The sequence below is a fragment of the Anoxybacillus sp. FSL W8-0382 genome (assembly GCF_038003845.1).
Taxonomy (GTDB): Bacteria; Bacillota; Bacilli; order Bacillales; family Anoxybacillaceae; genus Anoxybacillus; species Anoxybacillus flavithermus_G.
Map to the genome: position 1 here is coordinate 59,153 of NZ_JBBOPX010000001.1, position 21,506 is coordinate 80,658.

17 protein-coding genes, 2 tRNA genes and 1 pseudogene are annotated in these 21,506 nt (G+C 40.3%); all 20 read left to right on the forward strand.

Going from position 1 to position 21,506, the window contains the following annotated elements; genetic code table 11:
- Positions 1–48: 48 nt before the first annotated feature.
- The 20 genes and pseudogenes from mfd to hslO all read left to right on the forward strand — a co-directional run bounded on the left by mfd (position 49) and on the right by hslO (position 21,467).
- On the forward strand, positions 49–3,561 hold the full coding sequence (mfd, locus tag NSS60_RS00310) for a transcription-repair coupling factor (RefSeq protein WP_004888546.1): 3,513 nt from the start codon (positions 49–51) through the stop codon (positions 3,559–3,561).
- A 194-nt stretch (positions 3,562–3,755) separates the two neighbouring features.
- A complete protein-coding gene (gene spoVT, locus NSS60_RS00315) occupies positions 3,756–4,292 on the forward strand; it encodes a stage V sporulation protein T (protein ID WP_004888548.1) in 537 nt (178 codons plus the stop codon).
- Positions 4,293–4,348: 56 nt separating this feature from the next.
- The gene (locus NSS60_RS00320) at positions 4,349–5,905 is read left to right on the forward strand and encodes a putative polysaccharide biosynthesis protein (protein WP_004888551.1); all 1,557 of its coding nucleotides are present in this window, start codon (positions 4,349–4,351) and stop codon (positions 5,903–5,905) included.
- Between the two features lie 2 nt (positions 5,906–5,907).
- Positions 5,908–7,359, forward strand: coding sequence for a nucleoside triphosphate pyrophosphohydrolase (gene mazG / locus NSS60_RS00325; protein WP_004888553.1), 1,452 nt, complete (start codon positions 5,908–5,910; stop codon positions 7,357–7,359).
- A gap of 1 nt (position 7,360) precedes the next feature.
- Positions 7,361–7,618, forward strand: coding sequence for an RNA-binding S4 domain-containing protein (locus tag NSS60_RS00330; protein WP_004888556.1), 258 nt, complete (start codon positions 7,361–7,363; stop codon positions 7,616–7,618).
- A gap of 65 nt (positions 7,619–7,683) precedes the next feature.
- Positions 7,684–7,977, forward strand: a complete 294-nt coding sequence (gene yabP, locus NSS60_RS00335) for a sporulation protein YabP (protein WP_004888559.1) — start codon at positions 7,684–7,686, stop codon at positions 7,975–7,977.
- The gene (gene yabQ / locus NSS60_RS00340) at positions 7,974–8,582 is read left to right on the forward strand and encodes a spore cortex biosynthesis protein YabQ (protein ID WP_064213886.1); all 609 of its coding nucleotides are present in this window, start codon (positions 7,974–7,976) and stop codon (positions 8,580–8,582) included. Before yabP ends, yabQ begins: the two co-directional genes overlap by 4 nt.
- A gap of 22 nt (positions 8,583–8,604) precedes the next feature.
- On the forward strand, positions 8,605–8,976 hold the full coding sequence (locus tag NSS60_RS00345) for an FtsB family cell division protein (RefSeq protein WP_004888569.1): 372 nt from the start codon (positions 8,605–8,607) through the stop codon (positions 8,974–8,976).
- A gap of 94 nt (positions 8,977–9,070) precedes the next feature.
- Positions 9,071–9,463, forward strand: a complete 393-nt coding sequence (locus tag NSS60_RS00350) for a S1 domain-containing RNA-binding protein (RefSeq protein WP_004888572.1) — start codon at positions 9,071–9,073, stop codon at positions 9,461–9,463.
- Between the two features lie 134 nt (positions 9,464–9,597).
- A tRNA-Met gene (locus NSS60_RS00355) sits at positions 9,598–9,674 on the forward strand.
- 11 nt (positions 9,675–9,685) lie between these two features.
- Positions 9,686–9,757, forward strand: a tRNA-Glu gene (locus tag NSS60_RS00360).
- Positions 9,758–9,936: 179 nt separating this feature from the next.
- Positions 9,937–12,402 carry a stage II sporulation protein E gene (gene spoIIE / locus NSS60_RS00365; protein ID WP_004888574.1) on the forward strand — a complete coding sequence of 822 codons (2,466 nt, stop codon included), beginning with the start codon at positions 9,937–9,939 and terminating at the stop codon, positions 12,400–12,402.
- A 54-nt stretch (positions 12,403–12,456) separates the two neighbouring features.
- Positions 12,457–13,212 (forward strand): annotated as a pseudogene (locus tag NSS60_RS00370) (VWA domain-containing protein); the annotation flags it as partial.
- Entirely contained in the window at positions 13,175–14,128 is a 954-nt protein-coding gene (locus NSS60_RS00375; RefSeq protein WP_064220683.1) for a serine/threonine protein kinase, read from the forward strand. The pseudogene NSS60_RS00370 and the gene NSS60_RS00375, both read left to right, overlap by 38 nt.
- 81 nt (positions 14,129–14,209) lie before the next feature.
- Entirely contained in the window at positions 14,210–15,592 is a 1,383-nt protein-coding gene (tilS, locus tag NSS60_RS00380) for a tRNA lysidine(34) synthetase TilS (protein ID WP_340720587.1), read from the forward strand.
- A gap of 21 nt (positions 15,593–15,613) precedes the next feature.
- Complete coding sequence (hpt, locus tag NSS60_RS00385; protein WP_064213885.1) at positions 15,614–16,159, forward strand: hypoxanthine phosphoribosyltransferase; 546 nt, start codon at positions 15,614–15,616, stop codon at positions 16,157–16,159.
- Between the two features lie 86 nt (positions 16,160–16,245).
- The gene (ftsH, locus tag NSS60_RS00390) at positions 16,246–18,129 is read left to right on the forward strand and encodes an ATP-dependent zinc metalloprotease FtsH (RefSeq protein ID WP_064213884.1); all 1,884 of its coding nucleotides are present in this window, start codon (positions 16,246–16,248) and stop codon (positions 18,127–18,129) included.
- Between the two features lie 99 nt (positions 18,130–18,228).
- Positions 18,229–19,014: a type III pantothenate kinase gene (locus tag NSS60_RS00395; RefSeq protein WP_064213883.1), complete on the forward strand. Its 786-nt coding sequence runs from the start codon at positions 18,229–18,231 to the stop codon at positions 19,012–19,014.
- A gap of 221 nt (positions 19,015–19,235) precedes the next feature.
- Complete coding sequence (gene iscB / locus NSS60_RS00400; protein WP_088223581.1) at positions 19,236–20,516, forward strand: RNA-guided endonuclease IscB; 1,281 nt, start codon at positions 19,236–19,238, stop codon at positions 20,514–20,516.
- Between the two features lie 60 nt (positions 20,517–20,576).
- The gene (gene hslO / locus NSS60_RS00405) at positions 20,577–21,467 is read left to right on the forward strand and encodes an Hsp33 family molecular chaperone HslO (protein WP_004888596.1); all 891 of its coding nucleotides are present in this window, start codon (positions 20,577–20,579) and stop codon (positions 21,465–21,467) included.
- Positions 21,468–21,506 lie beyond the last annotated feature (39 nt).

Below are 21,506 nucleotides of genomic sequence, written 5' to 3' on the forward strand. Positions count from 1 at the left end.
GGTTACCCAAAGCGTTTTTGTATTTATGTTTGGAGAGGAGGGGTTTTTTTGCGCGGATTACGACAATATTTTATTCATCACGCGGACATGCAATCGGTTGCAGAAGGGGTTCGCAATGGTTTAAAGGAACAGCTTGTGACCGGTTTGTCTGGTTCTGCCCGTTCTGTTTTCATTTCTTCTTTATATGAGGATACTGAGCGACCTTTATGCATTGTGACGCACAATTTATTTCAAGCGCAAAAAATATATGATGATCTCATTCAATTAATTGATGAGGAAGAAGTGTTTCTTTATCCTGTCAATGAATTAATTGCAGCTGAATTAGCTGTAGCTAGTCCGGAATTGCGAGCACAACGATTAGAAGTGTTAAACTATTGGTGTGGGCGGAAAAAAGGAATTGTTATCGCTCCCATTGCTGCACTTCGACGACTATTGCCACCGAAAGATGTATGGCAACGTTATCAACTTCGTTTTCGCGTCGGTGAGCAAATGGATGTGGAACATTGTTTGAAGCAATTTATTGCGATGGGATATGAACGTGTGTCTGTTGTTTCAACTCCGGGGGAATTTAGCGTCCGAGGAGGTATTATTGATATTTATCCGCTTACAGCTGAGCTTCCTTATCGTATTGAGCTATTCGACGTGGAGATCGAGTCAATTCGGACGTTTTCAGTCGATGATCAACGTTCGGTGGCTGAGATAGATGAGGTGTTAATTGGACCGGCAACGGAATTGATCGTTGAACAACAACATATAAACGAAGCGATTCAACGGCTAGAAGCACAACTTCATGATACGTTGCAACATATTCATGATGAAAAAACGAAAAATCGTTTATATGAACATGTATCATTTGAATTGGAGCAGTTAAAAAACGGAAAATCAATCGAAGAAATGTACAAATATTTCTCGCTTTTCTATCCTTCTGCTGCAAGTTTGCTAGATTACATTCCAGAGCACGGTGTCGTCATCATCGATGAAATGAGTCGTATTCAAGAAGTAGCAGAAAAACTGGAACAGGAAGAAGCAGAATGGTACACAAACTTGTTAGAAGAAGGAAAGATTGTGCAAAGTGTCCCGGTTTCTTATTCGTTTCCAGAAGTATTGCAAAAACGGACGAGATCAACGATTTACTTGTCTTTATTTTTACGTCATATTCCATACACGCATCCTCAAAACATTGTTAATGTATCTTGTAAGCAAATGCAAGTGTTTTATAGTCAAATGCAGTTGTTAAAGGGAGAAGTTGAGCGGTGGAAAAAGAGGAATTATGCTGTCGTTTTGTTAGCAGGAAATGAAGAGCGAGCGAAAAAACTGAAACAGACGTTAGAAGATTATGAGATTGATGCTGTCCAAATCGGGAGAGATGATGCATTATTGCATGGGAAATGTCAAATTGTCCCGTCTGGGTTAGTTGCAGGTTTTGAATTGCCGATGCAAAAACTCGCCGTCATTACAGAAGAAGAGCTATTTAAAAAGCGAATGAAACGTCCTGTGCGACGCCAAAAATTGTCGAACGCGGAACGGATTAAAAGTTATACAGATTTAAAAGTCGGCGACTATGTCGTCCACGTCAACCATGGAATCGGAAAATATTTAGGGATCGAAACGTTAGAAATTAACGGTGTTCATAAAGATTACATTCATATTCAATATCAAGGGAATGATACGTTATACGTTCCTGTTGATCAAATGGATCTCGTCCAAAAATATGTCGGTTCAGAAGGAAAAGAGCCGAAAATTTATAAATTAGGTGGAACAGAGTGGAAGAAAGTAAAGAAGAAAGTAGAGTCTTCTGTTCAAGATATTGCTGAGGACTTGATGAAATTATATGCAGAGCGCGAAGCGAGCAAAGGGTACGCTTTTTCACCGGATAACGAGATGCAAAGGGAATTTGAAGCGGCGTTCCCATATCAAGAGACGGAAGATCAGCTTCGTTCCATTCGTGAAATTAAACGCGATATGGAAAGCGAACGGCCGATGGATCGATTGCTATGTGGGGATGTTGGTTACGGAAAGACAGAAGTAGCGTTGCGGGCCGCTTTTAAAGCGATCATGGACGGAAAACAAGTTGCCTTTCTCGTACCGACGACGATTTTAGCGCAACAACATTACGAAACAGTTCGTGAACGTTTCCAAGGGTATCCGATTAACGTCGGTTTATTGAGTCGTTTTCGCACGAAAAAGCAACAAACCGAAACAATCCAAGGCTTAAAAGATGGTACGATTGATATGGTTATTGGAACACATCGGCTTTTATCAAAAGACGTATCGTTTAAAGATCTAGGTTTATTAATTATTGACGAGGAGCAACGGTTCGGTGTTGCTCATAAAGAAAAAATTAAACAACTAAAAACAAATATCGATGTATTAACGTTAACCGCTACACCGATCCCGCGCACGTTACATATGTCGCTTATCGGTGTCCGCGATTTGTCCGTCATCGAAACACCTCCGGAAAATCGTTTCCCTGTACAAACGTATGTGATGGAATACAGCCCGATCATTGTGCGAGAGGCGATTGAACGCGAAATGGCGCGCGGGGGACAAGTGTTTTTTCTTTATAATCGCGTTGAAGATATTGATCGAAAGGCAGAAGAAATTTCGGCGCTCGTACCTGATGCTCGTGTGGCATATGCACACGGAAGAATGTCCGAACATGAACTTGAAGCGGTCATGCTTGCGTTTCTAGAAGGTCAATATGATGTACTAGTGAGTACGACGATCATCGAAACAGGTGTTGACATTCCAAATGTGAATACGTTAATCGTTTATGATGCGGATAAGATGGGTCTTTCACAATTATATCAGTTGCGCGGGCGCGTAGGACGCTCCAATCGCATTGCGTATGCGTATTTTACGTACCGAAAAGATAAGGTGCTAAATGAAATAGCAGAAAAACGATTACAAGCCATTAAAGAGTTTACCGAGCTTGGATCTGGCTTCAAAATTGCGATGCGTGATTTATCTATCCGGGGGGCTGGCAACTTATTAGGAGCACAACAACACGGTTTTATTGATTCCGTCGGCTTTGAGCTTTATTCTCAAATGTTGAAAGAAGCGATTGAAGAAAAACGAGGAACAAAACAAGAAAAACCGTTTGAAGTGGAAATTGATTTAGAAGTGGATGCGTATATTCCAGAGCACTACATTTCAAATGAACAGCAAAAAATTGAGATGTATAAACGATTCCGAGCGCTCGATTCGTTAGAGGAGCTCGAACAATTGCGAGAAGAAATGTTAGATCGTTTCGGCGAGTATCCAGATGAAGTAGCGTACTTATTCCAAATTGCCGAAATGAAAATATATGCAAAACAGCATCTCGTTAAATCCATTAAGCAAACGAAGCAAGAAGTCACCATTTTATTCTCACAAGAAACGACAAAGCAAATTGATGTTAGCAAATTGTTTAAGCTCGGTGAACCGTATGGCAGGGATGTTGGTTTCGGCATGGATGGGGATCGCTTTAAAATTGTCGTTCATGTAAAAGGAATGAAGCCGCAACAGTGGTTAATGATCATTTATGAGTTGCTAAAAGGGTTAAAATATGCTAAAAAATAATTGGTTGTTCATGTTTATTGTTTATAAGTAAATGGCAACGATGAAGATGGGGGATTTTCACTTTTTAAAAAAAATCCCCCTCCTTTGTGTATATAACTTTGTTTGTGACGGATACTAATCACAACAATGGTGAATTATTCAACTGTTTCACCAGTGCCATTTTTAATCACTAGATGAAAGCGAGGCATCGATAGATGAAAGCAACAGGTATTGTTCGACGAATCGATGATTTAGGACGAGTAGTAATTCCAAAAGAAATTCGCAGAACACTTCGTATTCGCGAAGGAGACCCACTTGAAATATTTGTTGACCGCGATGGTGAGGTCATTTTAAAAAAGTATTCACCAATTAGTGAATTAGGTGACTTTGCAAAAGAGTACGCTGAAGCTCTTTTCGACAGTTTAGAACAACCAGTGCTCATTTGTGATCGCGATGTATTTATTGCAGTAGCAGGCGGATCGAAAAAGGAGTATTTAAACAAGAGCGTAAGCGAACTTGTTGAAAAAGTGATGGAAGATCGCCAGTCCGTTTTGTACACAGAAGAAACAAGCGTATCATTTGCGCAAGGTCATGAAGAACATATGCAATCATACGTGATTGCACCGATTATTGCTGGAGGAGATCCAATCGGGGCAGTCATTATTTTCTCGAAAGATAAAACGCTTGGCGAAGTAGAACATAAAGCAGCAGAAACTGCGGCGAGCTTCCTTGCTCGACAAATGGAACAATAAAGGTAGCATCTCGCTACCTTTTTTTGATGTATGTAATAGTAAAAAAGGTGAAGTGTATGGAAAAAAAAGACTGGTTGCGTGGTGCGTTTGTGTTGACGGTCGCCGCCTTATTTACAAAAATATTAAGCGCTTTTTACCGTATTCCGTATCAAAATATTGTAGGCGATGTCGGATTTTATATTTATCAACAAGTTTATCCTTTTTACGGTATTTTTCTCGCTTTGTCAACGTATGGCTATCCGATTGCGATCTCAAAACTTATTGCCGAAAATAAACAATCAACATATAAGTTTGCTGTTGTTCGGCTTTCTTTTTATTTTTTATCATGCCTTAGTATCGTCATGTTTTCCGTTCTTTATTTTGGCGCTTCGTCACTCGCGGCGCTCATGGGAGATCATCAACTAGCTCTGTTGATTCGCGCCGTTTCGTTTGCTTTTTTGCTTCTTCCGTTTACTTCTGTTTCTCGCGGATATTTTCAAGGGGGAGGAGAGATGAATCCGACCGCTGTTTCGCAAGTAGTTGAACAACTTGTACGTGTCGGAGCGATTTTATTTCTTTCTTCTTTTTTGCTTCATCGCGGATTTACCGTTTATGAGGCAGGAGCTGGTGCGATGATTGGTTCACTTATGGGAAGTTTTGCTGCTGTTGCAGTACTCGTCGTATATATGTTGCGAAAGCGGACGAATGTTCATACCGAGCCATGGATTCCAACAAAAGAAAAAAGAAAAGTGCTTTTATTTTTAGCTGTTCATGGCGTAACGATTTGTTTAGCTAACATGCTCCTTGTTTTAATACAGCTTGTTGATTCATTTACCCTTCTCCCTTTGTTACAACAAGCAGGATTGCATGAACTAGCTAAAACAGCAAAGGGAATTTATGACCGTGGTCAACCGTTTATTCAGCTTGGGACAGTAGTAGCTACTTCTTTTTCATTAGCGCTTGTGCCGATGTTATCGCATGAACAAACAGAACGCAACGAAATATATACAGCTGTTCGCGTAGCGTTTATCATTGGAATGGGGGCAGTCGTTGGTTTAGTTTGCATATTAAAACAAGCGAATATCATGTTGTTTAAAGACCATGTTGGTGCGATGGAGTTGACGATTTTAGCCGTTTCTATTCTTTTTACTTCTTTAACATTAACGTTCATCGCCATTTTGCAAGGGCTTGGGAATGTATTTCGTCCATTTTTCATCGTTTGTGTCGGCATGATATCAAAATGGGGGTTGAATGTGTTGCTCGTTCCTTTATGGCATACAGTAGGGGCAGCTGTAGCGACACTCATTGCCTATGCCGTCATGTGCGTCATCGCCTTTTTTTATGTGCAAAAACGAATGTCTCGTCCTTTGCTTTCGCTCTCTATAATCATTCAAACGATAAAAGCCGCAGCGATGATGGCGATCATTTTAGTTGGATATATCATATTGATAAACGAGTTACCAATTCATCATGGACGTCTGTTTTCATCGCTTCAAGCGATCATTGGTGTTTTTATTGGGGCGTTTGTTTATATTATAATGATCGTTAAAAAAGAGGTTTTGGCGGAAAAAGACTTGTTAGCTTTTCCGTTTGGACGTTATTTAATAAAAATAAAGCAAAGAAAGGCTGGATAGTCATGGGTACAATTACAATTGTCGGTCTTGGGGCAGGAGACATCGATCAGTTGTCTTTCGGTGTGTACCGTACGTTAAAACAGGCGAATCGCCTCTTTTTACGAACGAAAGATCATCCTGTTGTCTCACAGTTGGAAGCAGAAGGGATACACATTCAATCGTTTGACGACATATACGAAAAATATGATCAATTTGAACAAGTATACGAACATATTGTTGAACATTTATGTGAAGAAGTGAAAAAAGGGGATGTCGTATACGCTGTTCCGGGCCATCCACTTGTCGCTGAGCGTACAGTAAAGCTATTGCTCGAAAAAAAAGATCACATTTCTGTTCGTGTAGAAGGGGGACAAAGTTTTCTTGATGCGTTATTTACTGCCGTTGAGCTCGATCCAATCGAAGGTTTTCAATTGATTGATGCTACCTCATTTCAACCGGACGAAATTCAGTTGCGGAATCATATTATTTTTTGTCAAGTATATGACTCGTTCATTGCATCCGATGTGAAACTAGCTTTGTTGGAAAAATTACCATATGATTATCCTATTTTTATCGTTTATGCAGCAGGAAGTAAACAACAACGAATCGAAAAAGTCCCGCTATATGAGCTAGATCGGGTCATAACGGTGAGCAATTTAACGAGCGTTTACGTACCAAAAGTAGAAAATGATGAGCTGTTATATCATGATTTTACTACTTTACGACGTGTGATTGCGACGTTGCGTGGGCCTAACGGTTGCCCTTGGGATCGGAAACAGACGCACCAGTCATTGAAAAAGTATTTGCTTGAAGAAACGTATGAGCTTCTTGATGCGATTGATCGGCAAGATGATGAAAATATAATTGAAGAGCTTGGCGATGTATTATTACAAGTTATGCTTCATGCCCAAATTGGCGAAGACGAAGGAATGTTTTCGATTGACGATGTCATTCGAGCCATTACAGAAAAAATGATTCGGCGCCATCCTCATGTATTCGGGGACGTTCATGTTGAGCATGCGGAACAGGTTGTACGCAACTGGGAAGCAATCAAGCAGGCGGAAAAAGAAACCGAACTTCATTCATTACTTGACGATGTTGCCAAAGCGTTACCGAGTACGCTGCGCGCATATGAATATCAAAAAAGAGCAGCAAAAGTTGGATTTGACTGGTCGGACGTAGAGCCGATGTGGCGTAAAGTTGAAGAAGAAATGAATGAGGTACAGCAAGAAGCTGATCGTATGGATGAACAAAAACTAAAAGAAGAGTTTGGAGATTTACTATTTGCGCTTATTAACGTATGCCGATATTATAAAGTCAATCCTGAAGAGGCGTTAGCCATGGCGAACGAAAAATTTTACCATCGTTTTCAATACATTGAACAAAAAGTAAAACAACAAGGGAAAGCTTGGCGTGCGTATTCTTTAGAGCAATTAGATGAAATATGGGAAGAAGCGAAAAGGGAGGGGTTATAATATGCGACTCGATAAGTTTTTAAAAGTTTCACGGCTCATTAAAAGAAGAACTTTAGCGAAAGAAGTAGCGGAGCAGGGGCGTGTATTTATTAACGGTCAGCAGGCGAAAGCGAGTTCAACCGTAAAAATAGGTGATGAAATTATGATTCAATTTGGCCAAAAACATGTGACAGTGAAAGTGGTCGAATTACAAGAACATGCGAAAAAAGAAGATGCGAGTGCGTTATATGAAATTGTAAAAGAAGAGCGAGTGGAGTAGCTTGTTCTAAACTATTTTCCTCCCTCATACACTTGTACAAACGATCGTTGTGAGGGGGAACGTTGATGACACAAAACATTGGAAATAAAGGTCCTATTCAAGAACATGACATTGTTATGCGCAGTCGGCGCACGTTAGAAATTACCGGTGTAAAACAAGTAGAAAGTTTTGATAATGAAGAATTTTTACTGGAAACGGTTATGGGGTTTTTGTCTGTGAAAGGACAAAATTTACAAATGAAAAACTTAGATGTAGATAAAGGGATTGTCTCGATTAAAGGTAAAATTTTCGAAATCATTTATTTAGACGAGCATCACACGGAGAAGGCTAAAGGGTTCTTTAGCAAGTTGTTTAAATGAGTTTGCACGTGCAATTTACGACTTTGCTTGCGATGATCGGAATCGGAATGATCATTGGGTCATCTTTTGACACATATGCACACATATTCAATCGTTCCAAGCGTCATCGACTTATCGTATGGGTTGCAGACATTCTTTTTTGGATCACGCAAGCACTATATGTCTTTTACACATTATTGGTTATTAACAATGGGCAAGTTCGTTTGTATATTTTTTTGGCCATATTATGCGGATATGCTGCCTATCAAGCTTTATTTCAACGTATGTACGTTCGTTTGTTACAAAAAATTATTCGTGCTTTTGTAATGTTATATCGTCTAATCATCCGAATGTTTCATTATGCTGTCATACTTCCGCTCCGACTTCTTTACCGTTTTTTTGTTTTTTTATTCATCACTACTTGCCATTTTGTTTTATCCATTGGTAAAATTTTATATAAAGTAATCCATATGTGTATACGTTTTTTGTTTCAGCCATTTATATGGATTGGGCGTTTCATTTGGCGCCAAACCCCACTTCGTTTTCAAGCAACGGTTGGTCGTATTTTTCATATCGGAAAAGGGTTTCTTGCAAAAATAGCGAATATGTTTAGAAAAAAAGGGTAGTGAAGAAGGAGCGGTGAAAAACATGGGCGCCCCACAGAGAAGTAAAGTGAAAAAAATACAAACATCGTATGTCATTCAACAAGAAAAACAAGAACATAAGAAGGCGCGACGTCGTAAAAAGAAGGTGATTCGTTTTAGCATTGTGGCAACGATGGCGTTAGCCGCTTCTTCGCTATTTTTATATACGATGACGGCACAATCTTCTGCGATTGATGAGCAATTAAAAACGAAAGAACAGCTAGAAGAAAAGTTACGCACGTTGCAACAAGACGAACAAAGATTGAAAGAGGAAATCAAAAAATTAAACGATGATCAATATATTGCCGAATTGGCTCGAAAGCAATATTTTTTGTCGAAAGAGGGAGAAATTATTTTTATCACTCCGGATGAGTAAGTAAGATAGGCAGAAGGCTTATTGACACTTGTTTTTTTCATTATGTATAATGAAAGAAACGATTTTTCAGATTTTAAGGAGGAGCACTTTTTTTATGTCAATTGAAGTAGGCAGCAAGTTACATGGAAAAGTAACGGGCATTACAAAATTCGGAGCGTTTGTTGAGTTACCAGAAGGCGCGACAGGCTTAGTGCACATTAGTGAAGTAGCTGACAGCTATGTAAAGGACATTAATGAACATCTCAAAGTAGGCGATGTTGTCGAAGTTCGTGTTATTAATGTTGAGAAGGATGGGAAAATTGGCTTATCGATCAAAAAGGCAAAGGAACAAGCTTCACGTCCGCGCAACAAAGGAAACGATCGCGCTTCAAAAGAAAGCTTTGAGCAGAAAATTAGCCGTTTCTTAAAAGAAAGTGAAGATCGCTTAGCATCCCTTAAACGCCATACCGAATCAAAACGAGGAGGTCGTGGTGCTCGACGTGGTTAACTTGCTGCCGAATGGGACATGAGGCAGTTTATATAAGCATCCATTTCGTAAGTGGATGCTTTTTCGTTTGGATTTTATGAAAAAACTATTGACTTTATCGGAGGAACATAGTAGAATTACAAATGTCGTTGCATGGCGGCGTAGCTCAGCTGGCTAGAGCGTACGGTTCATACCCGTGAGGTCGGGGGTTCGATTCCCTCCGCCGCTACCAAATTGCATAATGGCCCGTTGGTCAAGTGGTTAAGACACCGCCCTTTCACGGCGGTAACACGGGTTCGAATCCCGTACGGGTCATCAAAAAGACACCAATTTCGCCACGAAATTGGTGTCTTTTTGTTTATATAAGCCGTTTTTTGTGATATTCCGTCGAAAAATTTATGTGATTCATCTTCTTTTTTTGACAAAATTTTGATAATTCAGTCTGTATAATACGAAGTAATAGACTGATATATGGAAAAGGGGAGAGGATGAACATGGAGCGAGTGGAACGGAAGTTAATCAATCAAATGGCGGAAGTACCTTTAAGTGGGACGAAAACGACGGCGTCACAATGGCTTCAGCGGTTTACAGTTCGATTCAGTCATTTATTATTTCAACAAGGGTTTTTATTTCTAGTTATCGGTTTTTTGCTTGGACGAGCTTTCATTTTAACAAAGATGACACCGTTTGCTTTGCCTTTTTTTGCAGCAATTTATTTACTTCGACGCGATAAGTTAGGTTTTGTATTTATTGCTTTATTTGCAGGATCGTTGACCGTCTCTTTTTACACTTCTATATTTATCGTTGCTTCGATCGTGATGTTTCTCATCTTTTATCGTCTATTTTTCTGGATTGATGCTCTGCCGAAAAGATTGCCCGTTGTCGTGTTTTTTGCCTCCATTTTCGCGAAAACAGGCATGATTTATACGTGGGGGCATGAATGGACGATATACGAGGGAATGACGATGCTTATTGAAGCGGGACTTGGCTCAATTTTAACGCTCATTTTTTTACAAAGCGTGCCATTGTTTGATCATCAAAAATATAAGCAAACGTTAAAACCAGAAGAAGTCATTTCTTTCGTCATTCTTATTTCTTCTATGCTGACGGGAATGGTTGGTTGGTCAATTTATGATCTTTCGTTAGAACATGTTGCATCGCGCTATGTATTGTTGTTGTTTGCTTTTGTAGCTGGTGCGACCGTTGGTTCAACAGTCGGCGTTGTTACAGGACTTATTTTAAGCTTAGCGAGCGTCTCGAATTTATATCAAATGAGCTTACTAGCTTTTTCTGGGTTGCTTGGAGGGCTTTTGAAGGAAGGGAAAAAAATAGGCGTTTCTCTTGGTCTTGTTGTCGCGACATTGTTAATTGCCCTTTATAGTCAAGGGATCGCAGATATTGTCCCGAATATCGTGGAGTCGCTATTAGCCGTTTTACTTTTTCTTATAACCCCACAAGCGTTGACGAGTAAAATGGCGAAATATGTGCCAGGGACGGTTGAACATACGAATGAGCAACAACAATATGTGCGAAAAATCCGCGATGTTACCGCTCAGCGAGTGGAACAATTTTCTCATGTGTTTCAAGCGTTATCAAAAAGTTTCTCTTCCTATGGTGTACTTACGCACGAAGAGGAGGAAGAACGTGAAATTGATTACTTTTTAAGTGATGTAGCTGCTAAAACGTGCCAAACGTGTTTTAAGAAAGATCAATGTTGGATTAACCACTTCGATAAAACATATGACTACATGAAAAAAATTATGCAAGAGGCAAGCGAAAATGATCAAATAACGAATGCAAAATTGTTGCGAGAATGGGATAAACATTGTGTGAAAGCAAATAAAGTTGTTCAAATTATCGAGAAAGATGTGTCGTTTTATAAAGCGAATAAAAAATTAAAGCAACAAATGAAAGAAAGTAGAAGACTTGTGGCAGAACAGTTATTAGGTGTATCACAAGTGATGGAAGATTTTGCGAAAGAAATTCAAAAAGAGCGTGAAAATTATTATGTGCAAGAAGAACAAATTTTGCACGCCCTTCAACAGTTCGGTGTCGATGTGAACGATGTTGAAATTTATAGTTTAGACAAAGGAAGTGTTGATATTGAGATGGTTGTTCCATATTGCGACGGAAGGGGGGAATGTGAAAAACTGATTGCACCAATGCTGTCTGATATTTTAGGTGAGACGATTATTGTAAAAAAAGAAGAGTGCTCTGTCTATCCGAACGGGGACTGTCGGGTTGCTTTCAGTTCTTCAAAAGCGTTTGTTATTGATACAGGCGTTGCGTACGTTGCGAAGGGGGGCGGATTTATTTCAGGTGACAGCTATGCGATGATGGAAATTGGTGGTGGAAAATATGCGTTAGCTATTAGTGACGGGATGGGGAATGGGGAACGAGCGCATTATGAAAGTAAAGAAACGCTCAAACTATTACAAAAAATTTTACAATCGGGAATTGAGGAACGAATTGCGATTAAATCGATCAACTCTATTTTGGCGTTGCGAACGACAGAAGAAATTTTTTCAACGCTCGATTTAGCCATTGTTGATTTGCAAAATGCAACAACAAAATTTTTAAAAGTTGGCTCATCTCCAAGCTTTATTAAACGTGGAAATAACGTGATGAAAATCGAATCGAGCAATTTGCCGATAGGAATTATTACTGGGGTAGAGTTTGAAATGATTGAAGAGCAATTAAAGGCAGGAGATTTACTCATTATGATGAGTGACGGCATTTTTGATGGGGTTTCGCATATCGAAAATCATGATGTATGGCTAAAACGAAAAATTAAAGAATTAAAAACGAATGATCCGCAAGAAGTATCTGAATTGCTTTTAGAAGAAGTCATTCGTGTCAACGGTGGAGAAATCGAAGATGATATGACGATTGTTGTGGCGAGAATTAAACATAATACACCGAAATGGGCAGTCATTCCGGCATATCAATATATGAAATAAAGGTATAAAATCCCCTCTGAACGTCGATGATGGGAGTATACTACTTTTTTCGGAGGGGATGAACGTATGCGAAAAGGAACGTTGCGTCAAATTTTATTAATCACAGACGGTTGTTCTAATCATGGTGAAGATCCAATTGCTATGGCGGCATTAGCGAAAGAACAAGGGATTACGGTTAATGTAATCGGTGTTCTTGATCAAGACATCATTGATGAGCAAGGATTACGGGAAATTGAAGGAATCGCACAATCAGGTGGAGGAATTAGTCAAGTCGTATACGCTAAACAGTTATCACAAACGGTACAAATGGTCACAAGAAAAGCAATGACACAGACGTTGCAAGGCGTCATTAATCGGGAGTTAAAACAAATTTTAGGATCCCAGGCTTCCATTGAACAGCTTCCGCCAGAAAAAAGGGGAGAAGTGATGGAAGTTGTTGAGGAGTTAGGGGAAACTGTTAACTTGCAAGTTTTAATATTAGTAGACACAAGTGGAAGTATGAAGACAAAGTTGCAAACGGTAAAAGAAGCGTTATTAGACTTATCGATCAGTTTGAATGCTCGTTTGGGAAATAATGAGTTTTCTGTTTTTGTATTTCCCGGGAAAAAAGGAGAGGTAGATCGTATTCTAGATTGGACGCCGAAAATGGAGTCCATTTCAAGTGTGTTTCCAAAACTAACATCCGGGGGAATTACACCGACCGGTCCAGCTATTCGCGAGGCGCTACAACAATTCCAAAAAAGACGCTCATTAAAAAGTTTGTTTACGCATGATGGTGATGACGATGTATACATCGAACAATCTATGTAACATTCCAACGGGAACAGTTATACAAGGGAAGTGGCATAAACGTCGTTATGAAATGATAAAGCAACTCGGTAAAGGAGCAAATGGGGTTGTTTATTTGGCTAGAGAAGGACGGACGTTTGTGGCGCTAAAAATAAGCAATCAATCAACAGCGATGATGTCAGAAGTAAATGTGTTGAAACGATTTTCAGAGGTCCAGGGAGTTGCCCTCGGACCTTGTTTATTAGACGTAGACGATTGGTTTCATCCGCAAGAAAAAAGAATTTATTCATTTTATGTAATGGAATATATTGAAGGGGATGATTTGTTAACTTTTATTCAAAAACGGGGGAAAGATTGGATCATCGTCATTATATTGCAGTTGTTAGGCGATTTGCATAAGTTGCACGAAAAAGGGTGGGTATTCGGTGATTTAAAACCAGACAATTTAATTGTTTCCGGGACGGTCCCGAAAGTGCGATTAATTGATGTGGGTGGCACAACCATTCGCGGACGAGCCATTAAAGAGTTTACAGAGTTTTTTGATCGTGGCTATTGGGGTATGGGAACAAGAAAAGCCGAGCCGTCGTATGATTTATTTGCGGTGGCGATGATTATGATTAATATGTGCTATCCAAAACGATTTGAAAGAAAGGAAAATGGCCGAGAGCAGCTACGTCTTATGATCTCCTCTCACCCCTATTTGAAAAAATATGCGGAAATATTATGGTGTGCACTGGATGGAAAGTACACTAGCGCTCATGAAATGAGGAAAGATTTGCTACAATGTATGCAACGACCGTCTGCAAAGAAAGAAAAGCGCGAAGAGAGAACGGTGCGTGTAAAAAGGAAGAAAAAATTTCATGTATTAGAGACGATGCTTTTGTTTGTGTGCCTTTTATTTATGTATGTTGTTTATTTGTATGTTCAAATTCTTTAATTTTTCCGCATTCGTTTTGAGTACGGGCAATAAAATATGATACGATTGTAAAAAACGACACTACTAACCGAGAGGGAGAATATGCTAGAAGTTGTGCATGAGTTTATCGAAAAGCATCAATTGCTTGAGCGTGGTACAACTGTTGTTGTTGGCGTGTCAGGCGGTCCGGACTCATTAGCGTTGCTTCATTTCTTATGGAGTGAAAGAGAGCGTTACGATATTCAACTTGTTGCTGCACATGTCGATCATATGTTGCGGGGAAAACAATCAGAAGAAGATATGCATTTTGTGAAACATTTTTGCGAACAACATAGTATTATATGTGAGGCGACACAATTAGACGTTCCTGCATATATGGAACGAACAGGAAAGGGTGTGCAAGAAGCAGCCCGTGATTGTCGATACACCTTTTTTGAGCAAGTTATGTACAAACATCACGCACATTGTGTCGCTTTAGCTCACCACGGCGATGACCAAATTGAAACGGTGCTTATGCGATTAGTACGCGGAAGTACGACAAGAGGGTACGCAGGGATACCCGTAAAGCGCCCATTTGGCAGTGGCTATATCGTTCGACCGTTTTTATGCATCGATCGAAGGCAAATTGAACAGTATTGTCGACAAAATGGATTGCATGCTCGGCACGATCCGAGCAACGAAAAGGATGATTACACGCGCAACCGTTTCCGTCATTTCGTCTTGCCTTTTTTCAAGCGGGAAAATATTCGCGTTCATGAGCATATTCAACAGTTTAGTGAGATGATGAGCGAAGATGAAGCATTTTTAGAGCAACTGACAAAAGAGGAGTTGAAACGCGTTGTTCATCAACAAGAAGAAGGGATTCATGTCGATATTCCTCCGTTCATACGCATGCCAAAACCTTTACAAAGACGAGGGATTCAACTAATATTAAACTATCTTTATGGGAACGTCCCATCGTCATTGTCTTCTATACATATAAACCAAGCGTTGCTGTTTTTAAAACGGCCACATCCTTCAGGTATGCTTCATTTTCCGAACGGATTAAAAGTTATTCGTCAATATGAGGTGTGTATATTTACGTTTCAGCAGAGACAGACGAGCGAATATGAGTTTCTTTTCCATGTTCCCGATACGATCGTATTACCAAACGGATGTCAACTTATCAGTCAGTTTGTTGATCGCTATCCTTTCATTGAAGACGATGATCATATAGTCATTGAGGCTGATCAATTAATGTTGCCTCTTCGTGTGCGAACAAGAAAGTGTGGAGATCGCATGAAAGTCAAAGGAATGAAACATGCGAAAAAAATATCTCGTATTTTTATTGATGAAAAAATTCCAGCGAACGAACGAGCGCAGTGGCCAGTTGTCGAAGATGCGAGCGGGAACATCATATGGATTCCTGGTGTAAAGAAATCTGTTTACACAGCAACAAATATTACAAAAAATCGCTATATTGTATTACACTATAAAAAGCAATGAATGATAGTAGGAGGAAAGAATATGGGCATGCATCAAGATATGGAAAAAATTTTAATTACAGAAGAACAAATTCAACAAAAAGTAAAAGAACTAGGAGCATTATTGACGAAAGAATATGAAGGACGCTTTCCGCTTTTGGTTGGTGTACTAAAAGGCGCGATGCCGTTTATGGCAGACTTGATTAAGCATATCGATACATATTTAGAAATCGATTTTATGGACGTATCAAGTTACGGTCATGCAACGGTGTCATCGGGTGAGGTGAAAATTTTAAAAGACTTAAACACATCGATTGAAGGTCGTGATGTTCTCATCATTGAAGATATTATTGATAGCGGGTTAACGTTAAGTTATTTAGCAGATTTATTCCGTTATCGCAAAGCAGAATCGATTAAAATCGTGACTTTGCTTGATAAACCGTCTGGTCGAAAAGCAAATATTGAAGCTGATTATGTCGGTTTCATCGTTCCAGATGAATTCGTTGTCGGTTATGGGTTAGACTATTGTGAGAAATACCGAAACCTTCCGTACATCGGTGTGTTAAAACCAGAAGTATACAGTAAATAATTTTTTCATGCACATCGTTTGTTTTGGAACGTTTTTCTATGATACTATTGACTATAGCGTGTTTTAAGTGTGGGAGGAGGTAGGAGATGAACCGCATTTTCCGTAATACAATTTTTTACTTACTCATTTTTCTTGTCGTCATTGGTGTTGTGAGCTTTTTAAATGGCGGCAATCAACGTGCAGAGCGGATGACGTACGATGCGTTCATTACCCATCTAGAAAACGGTGATGTAAAGTACGTCTCGTTGAAGCCAGAGCGAGGCGTTTATGAAATTCGCGGACAATTAAAAACGTATGCTGAAGGACAATTTTTTACGACGTACGTAGCGAACAGTCCGCAAATTCTTCAGCGCATTGACGAAGCCGCACAACAGGCGAAAGTAGAAGTGTTGCCTGCGGATGAAACGAGCGGATGGGTGACGTTTTTCACGTCCATTATTCCGTTTATCATCATTTTTATTTTGTTCTTCTTTTTATTAAATCAAGCACAAGGTGGCGGCAGCCGAGTGATGAATTTCGGCAAAAGCCGTGCGAAACTGTATAATGAAGATAAGAAGCGTGTTCGTTTTAAAGACGTTGCCGGTGCGGATGAAGAAAAGCAAGAACTTGTTGAAATTGTCGAGTTTTTAAAAGATCCTCGTAAGTTTGTGGAACTCGGAGCTCGCATTCCGAAAGGTGTTCTTCTCGTCGGACCACCTGGAACAGGAAAAACGTTATTAGCGAGAGCGGTTGCTGGAGAAGCTGGTGTACCGTTTTTCTCTATTAGTGGTTCAGATTTCGTTGAAATGTTTGTCGGTGTTGGTGCTTCGCGTGTACGTGATTTGTTTGAAACTGCGAAGAAAAACGCCCCTTGTATTATTTTTATTGATGAAATTGATGCAGTGGGACGTCAACGTGGTGCTGGTTTAGGTGGAGGTCACGATGAACGGGAGCAAACATTAAACCAATTGCTCGTTGAAATGGATGGATTCGGCGGAAATGAAGGAATTATTATTATCGCTGCGACAAACCGTCCGGACATTTTAGACCCTGCCCTTTTACGTCCTGGTCGTTTCGATCGTCAAATTACGGTTGACCGTCCAGATGTGAAAGGACGTGAAGCTGTTCTTCGTGTGCATGCACGCAACAAACCGCTCGATGAGTCAGTTGATTTAAAGACGATTGCGATGCGTACGCCTGGTTTTTCTGGTGCTGATTTAGAAAACTTATTAAATGAGGCTGCCCTTGTTGCTGCTCGACGGAACAAGAAAAAAATTGATATGAGCGATATTGATGAAGCAACGGATCGTGTCATTGCTGGTCCTGCTAAGAAAAGTCGCGTCATTTCTGAAAAAGAGCGAAAAATTGTTGCTTATCACGAAGCAGGTCATACAGTCATTGGCATGGTGCTTGCGGATGCGGAAATGGTCCACAAAGTAACGATTGTGCCACGTGGCCAAGCTGGTGGATATGCAGTCATGTTACCGAAAGAAGACCGTTATTTTATGACGAAACCAGAGCTGCTTGATAAAATTACAGGGCTTCTTGGCGGACGTGTGGCTGAGGAAATCGTATTTGGCGAAGTAAGTACAGGAGCGCATAATGACTTCCAGCGCGCAACAAGCATTGCTCGTCGCATGGTTACGGAGTTTGGAATGAGCGATAAGCTTGGACCAATGCAGTTTGGTCAGTCTCATGCTCAAGTGTTCCTAGGTCGTGATTTGCATAATGAGCAAAATTATAGCGACCAAATTGCATATGAAATTGACCTTGAGATGCAACGCATTATTAAAGAATGTTACGAAAAAGCGAAACGCTTACTAACGGAAAACCGCGACAAGTTGGATCTGATTGCCAATACGTTGCTTGAAGTGGAAACACTTGATGCAGAGCAAATTAAACATTTGTTCGAACATGGTACGTTACCAAACCGCAATGACAATAAACAAGAGGAAGTAAAAGTAAATATCCAAACGAAAAAAGAAGAATAAAGGTGTCTCTTTTCATAAGAGGCATCTTTTTTTACCGTCCGCTTAACCGAGTGTGATATGATGAAGAAGGAACAAATGGTGAAAAAGTGGGGATGAGTGATGATTTTTGTATTAGACGTTGGAAATACGAATACTGTATTAGGTGTGTATGACGGAGACGAGTTGAAGTTTCATTGGCGCATTGAAACGAGCCGAAGCAAAACGGAAGATGAATACGGAATGATCGTAAAAATGTTATTACAAGATGTCGGATTGCGTTTTTCTGACATTGACGGCATTATTATTTCTTCCGTTGTGCCACCGATTATGTTTGCATTAGAGCGCATGTTTACAAAATATTTTCATATTAAACCGCTCATTGTAGGTCCGGGCATTAAAACGGGATTGAATATTAAGTATGACAACCCAAAAGAAGTCGGAGCGGACCGGATTGTCAACGCTGTGGCAGGTATCCACTTGTACGGCGCACCGCTTATTATTGTCGATTTCGGTACAGCGACAACATACTGCTATATTAATGAGCATAAGCAATATATGGGAGGGGCTATTGCCCCAGGGATTACAATTTCCACGGAAGCGCTTTATTCTCGAGCAGCTAAACTTCCGCGTATTGAAATTGCTCGTCCGGATGACATTATTGGAAAAAATACGGTAAGTGCGATGCAAGCAGGAATTTTATACGGATATGTCGGACAAGTGGAGGGCATTGTGTCACGAATGAAAGAAAAAAGTGCCGTTCCTCCAAAAGTCATTGCAACAGGTGGGTTAGCATCTTTAATTGCCCATGAATCGAATATCATTGATATTGTTGATCCGTTTTTAACATTAAAAGGATTACAATTGTTATATGAACGAAACAAGAAAGGTCAACAACCCAATGACTAAAGTCATGGGCTTGTAAGCCCCATGTTGACCAGACCAAGGCTTGAAACAGAGCCTACGTTATAGATGTCATGACACGTTCGGGTGCTTCTCCAGCCCGTTCCTCTGTCGTGCAAGGTTAAACAAGCGTGGTGGGTAGCGCTAGTGTCTTGCACATAACAAGCATCTATAACATGGTCGAGGAGAATATGACCTGCTTTATGCAGAGGAAAGGGGAGAACCCTATGGTTTTTGTGTTAGACACAAACAAACGTCCGCTTGCTCCTTGTCACGAAGCAGTTGCAAGAAAGCTGTTGAAACAAGGGAAGGCAGCGATTTACAGGCGATTTCCATTTACCATCATCTTGAAAAAATCAGTAGACGAATCAGAAATTAAAGCAACATATCGGCTAAAAATCGACTATGGAAGCAGGCATACAGGATTAGCGATTTTGCGAGGACAAGAAGTGGTATGGTTAGGGCAACTTGACCATCGCACAGACATCAAGGAAAGAATAGATAAAAGGCGTGCTTTTCGTCGAGCAAGACGAAATCGAAAAACAAGATACAGAAAACCACGCTTTCTGAACCGCAAGCGAAAGGAGGGGTGGTTGCCGTCATCACTAGAGAGTCGTGTGCAAAATATCCAAACATGGGTTAACCGCCTAAAGAAGTTATGCCCCATTGGGTATATATCATACGAAAATGCCAAATTCGACACGCAACTCATGCGAAATCCTGAAATCAATGGTGTAGAGTATCAACAAGGCACGCTACAAGGATATGAAGTACGGGAGTATTTGCTTGAAAAGTTTGGGCGGAAGTGTTGTTATTGCGGAAAAGAAAATGTTCCACTTGAAGTGGAGCATATCATTCCAAAATCGAGAGGTGGAACAGACCGAGTGGATAACCTATGTCTTGCCTGTCATGACTGTAATCAGCGCAAAGGAAGTAAGACAGCAGAAGAATTCGGGTATCCGCACATTCAAAAGCAAGTCAAAGAAACATTAAAGGATACAAGTGCTATCAACTCGACAAGATGGAAAGTGTATGAAGTGTTAAAGCAGACAGGATTAGATGTCGAGTGTGGAACAGGTGCACGAACAAAAATGAATCGTATTCGTTTAGACTTGCCGAAAACACATTATTTTGACGCTTGTTGTGTAGGCGAAAGCACAACAAATCACTTATATTTCAAAACAAAAGAAGTGTTATTTATCAAGGCAAAAGGGCGTGGTAGTCGCTCTCGTACAAACCTAGATAGATATGGCTTCCCAAGAGGTTATCTTGCAAGACAAAAGTTCTTCTTTGGCTTCCAAACAGGGGACATGGTTAAGGCTGTTATCCCAAGAGGGAAATATCAAGGCGTTTGGTTTGGCGAAGTCGCATGTAGAAAGACTGGAAGTTTCGATATTAAAGGCAAGGACGGTAAACGTATCGCACAAGGAATAAATTATAGATATGTCCAAGTCATTCAGCGATTTGACGGATATGCTTATGGAAAGGGGGTGGCGGAACTTGCGTAAGGTGCAATTCCTCCCCGTGCCTAAAGGCAGGGGCTTCCTTGCGTAAGTTTCGTGACAACTATGGCAGATTATTTAGTAAAAGCGCTAGCATACGATGGTCAAGTGCGAGCGTATGCGGTGCGCACAACAGAAACAGTACGGGAGGCGCAGCGAAGACATCAAACGTGGCCAACAGCATCCGCAGCACTAGGTCGTGCGATGACAGCGGGTGTGATGATGGGAGCGATGTTAAAAGGAGATAGTCAAATTACAATTAAAATTGAAGGTGGTGGCCCTATTGGTCATATTCTTGTCGATAGCAATGCCAAAGGGCATGTACGTGGTTATGTATCCAATCCGCATGTTCACTTTGAACTAAATGCAAACGGGAAGCTCGATGTTGCTAGAGCTGTTGGAACGAATGGAACATTAACTGTTGTGAAAGACTTAGGATTACGCGATTATTTTACAGGACAAGTTCCGCTCGTGTCTGGGGAGCTTGGTGAGGATTTTACATACTATTTCGTTTCCTCTGAACAGACGCCATCATCCGTTGGAGTTGGTGTGCTAGTCAATCCGGATTATACGATATTGGCGGCTGGTGGTTTTATTTTGCAACTGATGCCGGGTACAGAAGAACAAACCATTGCAGACATTGAAAAAAATTTAACTACCATTCCACCGATTTCAAAAATGATTGAAAGTGGTTTAACACCAGAACAAATTTTACATGCGCTACTCGGCGGAGAACAAAATGTAAAAATTCTTGAAACGATGCCTGTATCATTCGTTTGTCGTTGTTCACGTGAGCGGGTAGCAGATGCGATTATTAGCTTAGGGGTGGAAGAAATTCAGCAAATGATTGATGAAGAAGGAAAAGCGGAAGCATCTTGTCATTTTTGTAATGAAACGTATACGTTTTCAGCCGAAGATCTTGAGGAATTAAAAAAATTAGCAAAACAAAATGATTGACAATTTCGAAAATAACTGATAAATTGGTTACAAATTCTA

Bases quoted from the DNA above. Each gene is read 5' to 3' on its own strand.
- spoVT (WP_004888548.1), top strand. From the start codon at position 3,756: ATGAAAGCAACAGGTATTGTTCGACGAATCGATGATTTAGGACGAGTA.
- NSS60_RS00320 (WP_004888551.1), top strand. From the start codon at position 4,349: ATGGAAAAAAAAGACTGGTTGCGTGGTGCGTTTGTGTTGACGGTCGCC.
- mazG (WP_004888553.1), top strand. From the start codon at position 5,908: ATGGGTACAATTACAATTGTCGGTCTTGGGGCAGGAGACATCGATCAG.
- NSS60_RS00330 (WP_004888556.1), top strand. From the start codon at position 7,361: ATGCGACTCGATAAGTTTTTAAAAGTTTCACGGCTCATTAAAAGAAGA.
- yabP (WP_004888559.1), top strand. From the start codon at position 7,684: ATGACACAAAACATTGGAAATAAAGGTCCTATTCAAGAACATGACATT.
- yabQ (WP_064213886.1), top strand. From the start codon at position 7,974: ATGAGTTTGCACGTGCAATTTACGACTTTGCTTGCGATGATCGGAATC.
- NSS60_RS00345 (WP_004888569.1), top strand. From the start codon at position 8,605: ATGGGCGCCCCACAGAGAAGTAAAGTGAAAAAAATACAAACATCGTAT.
- NSS60_RS00350 (WP_004888572.1), top strand. From the start codon at position 9,071: ATGTCAATTGAAGTAGGCAGCAAGTTACATGGAAAAGTAACGGGCATT.
- spoIIE (WP_004888574.1), top strand. From the start codon at position 9,937: ATGGAGCGAGTGGAACGGAAGTTAATCAATCAAATGGCGGAAGTACCT.
- NSS60_RS00375 (WP_064220683.1), top strand. From the start codon at position 13,175: ATGGTGATGACGATGTATACATCGAACAATCTATGTAACATTCCAACG.
- tilS (WP_340720587.1), top strand. From the start codon at position 14,210: ATGCTAGAAGTTGTGCATGAGTTTATCGAAAAGCATCAATTGCTTGAG.
- hpt (WP_064213885.1), top strand. From the start codon at position 15,614: ATGGGCATGCATCAAGATATGGAAAAAATTTTAATTACAGAAGAACAA.
- ftsH (WP_064213884.1), top strand. From the start codon at position 16,246: ATGAACCGCATTTTCCGTAATACAATTTTTTACTTACTCATTTTTCTT.
- NSS60_RS00395 (WP_064213883.1), top strand. From the start codon at position 18,229: ATGATTTTTGTATTAGACGTTGGAAATACGAATACTGTATTAGGTGTG.
- iscB (WP_088223581.1), top strand. From the start codon at position 19,236: ATGGTTTTTGTGTTAGACACAAACAAACGTCCGCTTGCTCCTTGTCAC.
- hslO (WP_004888596.1), top strand. From the start codon at position 20,577: ATGGCAGATTATTTAGTAAAAGCGCTAGCATACGATGGTCAAGTGCGA.